Source organism: Hymenobacter coccineus, from assembly GCF_001816125.1.
Taxonomy (GTDB): domain Bacteria; phylum Bacteroidota; class Bacteroidia; order Cytophagales; family Hymenobacteraceae; genus Hymenobacter; species Hymenobacter coccineus.
The window spans coordinates 1-1,408 of the sequence record NZ_MDZA01000278.1; the positions used below are offsets into that span (position 1 = coordinate 1).

Sequence of the window (1,408 nt, forward strand, 5' to 3'; positions counted from 1 at the left end):
GGCGGTGAGCGGCGGCCAGCTGCACCTCACGGCCCGGCCCGACCACGGCGGGGCCGCGCTGGGCCACACCGTGTACGTGGCCGACTACGACGCCACCGCTACGCTGCTGCACCCCGGGGGCCCTGCCCCCCGGCGCCAGCGCTGGCCTGGCTGCCCTCGGCGACCCCGACAATGCCCTGGCCCTGCTGGCCGGCGACGGCCGCCTGCGCCTGGTGCGCCGCACCAAAGGGCAGGAGGACGTGCTGGTGGAAACCGCGCTGCCCGCCAATTCGCCCCCGCTGCGCCTGCGCCTGCAGGCCCGCCAGAACACCCACTTCGCCTTCGCCTACAGCACCGACAACGGCCGCACTTGGGCCCCCATGGCCGGGGCCGACGGCCCCACCGTCGACGGCGCCTACCTCCCGCCCTGGGACCGCGGCATTCGGGTGGGCGTACTGGCGCAGGGCCCCGCCGCGGTGGTCGATTTCGACGAGTTCACGCTCACCAGTCAGCCGTAGGGCTCGCTATTGAGAGGAGTTCAACGCAGCGGGCGGTCGGCAATGTGCCGGCCGCCCGCTGCGCGTTTGGGCCCGGGTGGGGCCCCGCGGGCCCTCCCTCAGCGCTTGGGGCGGGGCGGGTGGCGGCGGGCTTCCTCGGCGGCGTATAAGGCGGCCTCGCGCCGGTAGGCGTCTTGGTTCCAGGTGGGCTCTACGGCGGCGGCTTGCTCGGCGGCCTGGGCCACGGCTTCGGCCAGGATGGGCGGGAACACGGCGGCGGTGGGGCTGGCCGTTAGGGCCCCGTAGGCTTGGTCGAGGAGCGTTTCTAGGCGCAGGATTTCGGCCTGACCATTCAGCGGCAGCGCTTCGATGGGCGTGCGCTGGCGGGGAAACGACTGGCCACGGTAGCTGTCCGTAGCGGCGGGCACCTTGGGCGGGGCCCCACCTTTGGTTTGGGCGTGGCCCGGCGCGACGGGCGCGGCCGCGGCCAGTGCGCCCATAAGTAATAGGTAGCGCAAGAAGTTGCTGAAAGAGCAGCGAGCGAATAAGGGCATGGGCGGGCCGCCCGGCGCAGCCAAAGCCCCAGGCGGCCCGAAGGTAGGGCCCCGGGCCGCAAGGCCCGGCGGCAACCCACCTCTGCCCAGGGGGCGGCCTGGTCCTACTAAGGGCCACCGGAAGTGGCGGAATAAATGCAAGCAATTGCCGGATTAGTATTAACGCCAAATAATTGATGCAGATACTTTTACGAATACCGCAAACGATTTCTATAGCCGCTGCCTACGGCCTATGAAGCCCCTGCTTTTTAGCGCGTTACTTCTCCCCACCCTTTCCACACAAGTACCACGTGCAGAAGTACGGGCACCCGTCGAAGTTTGGCTTCAAGGACGTTATCAACCAATGGAAGGCCGAGAACTGGCAGCCCGATGAGTTGC

Annotated in this window: 2 protein-coding genes; one reads left to right on the forward strand and one right to left on the reverse strand. The window is 69.2% G+C overall.

Annotated elements, in window-relative coordinates:
• Positions 1–212: 212 nt before the first annotated feature.
• On the forward strand, positions 213–497 hold the full coding sequence (locus BEN49_RS15230) for a hypothetical protein (RefSeq protein ID WP_070744802.1): 285 nt from the start codon (positions 213–215) through the stop codon (positions 495–497).
• Positions 498–595: 98 nt separating this feature from the next.
• On the opposite strand, the gene BEN49_RS15235 is transcribed toward BEN49_RS15230, so the two are convergent.
• Complete coding sequence (locus BEN49_RS15235) at positions 596–1,030, reverse strand: hypothetical protein (protein ID WP_125916920.1); 435 nt, start codon at positions 1,028–1,030, stop codon at positions 596–598.
• Between the last annotated feature and the right edge of the window lie 378 nt (positions 1,031–1,408).

Bases quoted from the DNA above. Each gene is read 5' to 3' on its own strand.
- BEN49_RS15235 (WP_125916920.1), bottom strand. From the start codon at position 1,030: ATGCCCTTATTCGCTCGCTGCTCTTTCAGCAACTTCTTGCGCTACCTA.